The sequence below is a fragment of the bacterium genome (genome assembly GCA_021372775.1).
In the GTDB taxonomy this organism is placed as follows: domain Bacteria; phylum Acidobacteriota; class Polarisedimenticolia; order J045; family J045; genus JAJFTU01.
In genome coordinates, this window is record JAJFTU010000160.1 from 1 (window position 1) to 5,001 (window position 5,001).

General features: G+C 73.3%; 4 protein-coding genes. 1 reads left to right on the forward strand and 3 read right to left on the reverse strand.

Going from position 1 to position 5,001, the window contains the following annotated elements:
• The first annotated feature begins 400 nt into the window (after positions 1–400).
• Complete coding sequence (gene otsB / locus LLG88_05395) at positions 401–1,267, forward strand: trehalose-phosphatase (protein ID MCE5246343.1); 867 nt, start codon at positions 401–403, stop codon at positions 1,265–1,267.
• Here otsB and LLG88_05400 read toward each other — a convergent pair.
• The 3 genes from LLG88_05400 to LLG88_05410 form a co-directional block, all read right to left on the reverse strand.
• Entirely contained in the window at positions 1,264–2,631 is a 1,368-nt protein-coding gene (locus LLG88_05400) for a hypothetical protein (GenBank protein ID MCE5246344.1), read from the reverse strand. The genes otsB and LLG88_05400 overlap by 4 nt on opposite strands.
• 339 nt (positions 2,632–2,970) lie before the next feature.
• On the reverse strand, positions 2,971–4,161 hold the full coding sequence (locus tag LLG88_05405; GenBank protein MCE5246345.1) for an acyl-CoA dehydrogenase family protein: 1,191 nt from the start codon (positions 4,159–4,161) through the stop codon (positions 2,971–2,973).
• A 96-nt stretch (positions 4,162–4,257) separates the two neighbouring features.
• Positions 4,258–5,001 (reverse strand): hypothetical protein (locus LLG88_05410; protein MCE5246346.1); only part of this gene is annotated, 744 nt, incomplete at its 5' end.

Sequence of the window (5,001 nt, forward strand, 5' to 3'; positions counted from 1 at the left end):
GAATCGGGCGGCAGGCGCGGTGGAGGCGTTGCTGTTTCGACGAGATGATCGGCGCGCCGGCCGCCCGTACCGGCATCGGTTGAGGCAAGGGGGCGCGGTGATCGGATCGGGCGGCAGGCGCGCTGGAGGCGCCGTTGTTCCGACGAGGTGATCGGCGCGCCAGCCGCCCGTACCGGCATCGGTTGAGGCAAGGGGGCGCGGTGATCGAATCGGGCGGCAGGCGCGGTGGAGGCGCCGTTGTTTCGACGAGATGATCGGCGCGCCCGCCGCACCGGCGATTCGTGAACGGCGTAATTTTCGGGGCGGCCGCGGCGCGGGCGTCGCGCCGCGAAGGAGTGTCCGTGAGGTTCGAAGCGCGCGGCCGCGCCGGCTTGGGTCTCTCGACGGAGGCGCGCGGTACGTGAGCGCGCTCGGCTGGGACGATCCGCGCGCCCTCGCGCGCCGCGCCGCGTTCGCCTCGGCGGCGCGGGGCGCCGCGCGCACGATCCTCTCCGATCTCGACGGGACGCTCGCGCCTTTCGCGCCGACCCCCTCCGCGGCGCGCGTCCCGAGCGGCACGCTGGCGGCGCTCGAAGCCCTCGCCGCGGCCGGGTGGACGGTCGCGATCGCCAGCGGCCGCGCGTGGGCCGAAGCGCGGGCGCTCGTGCCGCTCCCCGGCGTCCTCGTCTTCGGGTCGCACGGCGCCGAGGACGAGCGGGGGCGCCTCCTCGTTCCCGACGCCGCGGCGCTCGCCGCGCGTCTCGACGATCTCGCCGCGGCGGCGCGTCCGCTCGTCGCCCGCTTCGCCGGCGCGTGGATCGAGCGGAAGCCGGCGGGGCTGGCGATCCACGATCGGCTCGTCGCCGGGGACGCCCGCGCCGCGTGGGCGGAGGCGCGCGACGCGTGGGTCGCCGGGCGGGACCTTCGCGGAATCGCCCTCTGTCCCGGCGCCTGCGTGCTCGAACTACGCGCGGCGGGGTTCGACAAGGGCCTCGTGGCGCGGCGCTTCGCGGCGCGCTGGGCGGCGGAGACGAGCGACGAGAGCCTCGTGACGTTGGGCGACGACCGGACCGACGAGGACCTCTTCGCCGCGGTCGAGGGGCGCGGCCTGGCGGTGCGGGTCGGCGAAGCGGAGCGCCCCTCGCGCGCCGCGCGGCGGCTCCGCTCGCCGCGCGAGGTCGAGGAGTTCCTGACGGCGCTCGCCGCGGCCGCTCGGGCCGGAGAGGCGCCCCGCCGCGTCGGGTTCGGCGGCGCGGCGGGGGGCGGTTCCTCGTCGGAGCGCGTCTAGCGGCGGACGCGTTTCCCGAGGCGGTCGAGCTTCTCCTGAAGCGTGCGGGGAGCGGCCTTGGAGGCGGACGCGGTCAGCGTCGTCGGCGTCACGCCGATGAGGGTGTCGTCGGTCCCTTGGTCGAGGACCAGCGTCGAAGGGTCGCCGAACACGGTGCAGCGGCTGCTCGTCGGCTGGAGCCAGATCGCGGCGTGCGTCGCCTGCAGGCCGCGCAGGTCGTTGGCGAGGATCAGGTTCGAGACCGACCGCAGGACGTTGATCCCGTCGGTCGGCGCGCCGGAGATCCGATTCCCCGAAATCACGGCGCCGTCCATGCCGAACGCGAGCACGCCGCTCGTCCCCTCGCCGCCCTGGTGGCGGAGGACGTTGTTCCAGACCATCGCCTGCAGCGTCTTGAGCCCGTCGAGGCTGCCGTAGTCCACGAGATCGATTCCGTCGATCCAGTCGCCCGCGGCGTCGATCATGTTGTCGTGGAGGAAGACGAGCGCCTGCTTCCCGGAAATCGGAGTCATCGTGTAGACGTTGATCGCCGCGTAGCCCGGCGTCGCGGGGTTGACGATTCGGTTGAACGACACCTCGGCCGTAGAGTCGTAGAGGTCGATCAGCAGGCCCCCCGCCGATCCCTGCTCGAACGTGTTGGCGAACCACGGCGCGCCGCCGACGACGACGCGGGCGTTCGACAGCGTGGCGAACTCGTAGCCGTTGGCGGCGGCGGCGAAGCGGCAGTTGCGGATGCGGTGATTCGTCGCGACGACGGAGTCCCCGACCATGGGGCCGTTGTTCAGGTTCATGCCGGCGTTCTCGCCCGGGCCCCCTTGGAAGACGATCCGGTCGAACGCCGAACTGCCGGACTGCGGCCCTTCGAGGGCGATCAGCGCCTCGAGCCACGTGACGAACTCGCCGTACCACCACCCCGTCGTCGGTTGGAACGCGGTGACGCGCAGCGTCATGTCGGCGGCGGCGACGTCGCTGTTCCAGAACGAAATCAGCGCGGGATACGGTTCGGCGGCGCTGGGCGGATTGTCCCAGAACCGCTCGGCCTGGGTCACGGTCAGGCCGGGCAGCGCCTCGATGGTCGTGAGCTTCGCTCCGCGTCCCTGAATCGCGCCGTGAAAGCCGATCGCGAAGACCTGCCGCGTCTTGTAGATGCCCGGCCCGAACTGGACGACGCACCCCGGACCGGCGGCGACGCAGGCGTCGAGAGCGGCCTGGATCGCGGCGGTGTCGTCGACGCCGCTCGGCGCCGGGACGCGCACGACCCGGACGCCCGCGAGCGCCTCGACGGCGAGGAACGGCGCGAAGAGGAACAACGGCAGCGCGAGACAGAGACACATTGCGCGGACGGCGCGGCGCTTCATCGTCATGGCAGTCTCCTCCCCTTCCGGCTTCGACCGGAGCGTGCTGGATGCCCGAGACAGGGTGGATCGCCGGGGAGGCGGCAGGACGACCGGACGGCGGACGCCCCCTGCGTTGCGCGGGAACGCCCACTGATACAACGAAAGGGATACGGCGCAAGAGGGGATTCCCTCATGCGGCGGAGAAGCCGAACGACTATCGCCGCCGCGCGGGGAGCGCGGGGCGGAACGCCGTGCGCGGCGCCCGCGTCGTCGCGCGAAGCGGATGCGGCCCGCCGCGCGCTCCGTGAACGCGGCGAGGCCCGTCGTCGTCGGCTGCGTGAACGCGGCGAGCTCCGTCAGCGCGCGCTACGTGAACGCGGCGAGCCCCGTCAGCGCGCGCCCCACGATGAGCGTGTGGATGTCGTGCGTCCCTTCGTAGGTGTAGACGCTTTCGAGGTTCGTCATGTGCCGCATCACGGGATACTCGCCGACGATCCCGTTCGCGCCGAGGATCGTCCGCGCCTTGCGCGCGATCTCCAGCGCGGCCTGCACGTTGTTCATCTTCGCCAGCGAGATCTGCTCCGGCGCCGCGCGGCGCTCTTCCTTCAGCCGCCCGAGGCGCAGCGCGAGCAACTGCGCCTTGGCCAACTCCGCCGTCATGAAGACCAGCTTCTCCTGCTGCAGCTGGAAGCCGGCGATCGGGCGGCCGAACTGCACGCGCGTCTTCGCGTACTCCAGCGCGCACCGCAGGCAGGCCTCGGCCGCGCCGAGGACGCCCCACGCGATGCCGAAGCGCGCCTCGTCGAGGCACGAGAGCGCCGCGCGCAGCCCCGCGGCGCCGGGCAGCAGGCTCGGCTCCTCGTCCACGACGACGTCCTGCAGCGCGAGCTCCGCGGTGTTCGACGCGCGGAGGCTCCACTTGCCGTGCATCGCCGGCGCGGAGAAGCCGGGCGTTCCCTTCTCGACGAGGAAGCCGCGGATGCCGTCGGGCGCCTTGGCCCAGACGACGGCGACGTCGGCGAGCGAGCCGTTGGTGATCCACATCTTCGCCCCGTCGAGCCGCCACCGTCGGCCGGGCAGCGGCTCGGCGCGCGTGCGGATCCCCGCCGGGTCGCTGCCGAAGTCCGGCTCCGTCAGGCCGAAGCAGCCGATCGCCTCGCCCCGCGCGAGCCGCGGCAGCCAGCGCTCCTTCTGCGCGTCCGTGCCGAACTCGTGGATCGGGTGCATGACGAGCGAGCCCTGCACCGAGGCGAACGAGCGGACGCCGCTGTCGCCGCGCTCGAGTTCGTACATCAGCAGGCCGTAGCCGACGCTCGACAGCTCGGCGCCGCCGAACCGCTCCGGCAGCGTCGGGCCGAGGAAGCCCAGCTCGCCCATCATGCGCACGAGGTGGAGCGGGAACCGCTGCGCCTGCGCGTGCTCCTCGATGATCGGCAGCACTTCGGCGTCTACGAAGTCCCGCGCCGCGCGCCGCGCCTGGCGCTCCTCGTCGAAGAGGAGCGAGTCGAAGTCCATGAAGTCGGTCGGGCGAAGCGGGGCGGAGTGAAGGCCGGCCATCGCGCGCTCCTCGGCGGATCGGCGTCCGCGGAACCGTGGTCCCACGAAAGTACGATCGTCGGAGCGGCGGCGAGGAGGACTTCGGCCGCGCGCCGGTCAGTCGCCCGAGGCGGAGACCTCGAACAGCGAGCGGCCGCCGAGCGCGGCGCGCGCGGCCCAGGCGGCGAGGCCCGCCAAGGTCAGCGCGGCGAGGAGGGCGGGGAAGGCGAACATCCCGCGGTCGGGCGGCGCCACCGGCAGCGCCGCGGCGAGGCGGTAGGCGAAGAACGCGGCGGCCAACGAGACCATGCCGTAGTGCAGCAGCGCCCGGCCGAGGAGCAGCGCCATCGCCGCCCCGCCGAGCAGCGCGAACGGGCCGGCGTACTCCCAGAGCTGCAGGGCGAAGAGGCTCGTGCCGACGACGAAGAAGGCGACGATCGCCGCGCCGTCGCGGCGGACGAGGAGCTTGATCAGGAACAGCGCGAAGAACAGCATCAGCGCCGTTTCGGTCGCGTCGGTCGCGCCGCCGAGAACGGCGGCGACCGCGTGCAGCGGCCGGAGCGAGTCGAGATCGCGGACGTCGGGCATCGGCGACGGCCGGCCGAGCCACGCCGGGACGACGAGCGGCGCGACTTGGAGCGCCGCCATGCCGAGGCCGAGGACGAGCCCGGCGAGGATGTGCCGCCCGACGAGCGGATCGCTCAACTGGCCGGCGAGAAGGCGCGTCCAGGCGACGATCCGTTCCGGCCAGCGGCGGCGCACCAGCGGCTCGAGCGCGATGTAGATCAGCCAGACGACCGCGCCCATGAAGAGCGCGTCGGCCGCGAGGCGCGCGAGGAGCGCCCACTCGTCGGCCAGCGA

What these genes read in the sequence shown, in the direction of transcription:
- LLG88_05405 (MCE5246345.1), bottom strand. Translation starts at nt 4,161, where the DNA reads ATGGCCGGCCTTCACTCCGCCCCGCTTCGCCCGACCGACTTCATGGAC.
- LLG88_05400 (MCE5246344.1), bottom strand. Translation starts at nt 2,631, where the DNA reads ATGACGATGAAGCGCCGCGCCGTCCGCGCAATGTGTCTCTGTCTCGCG.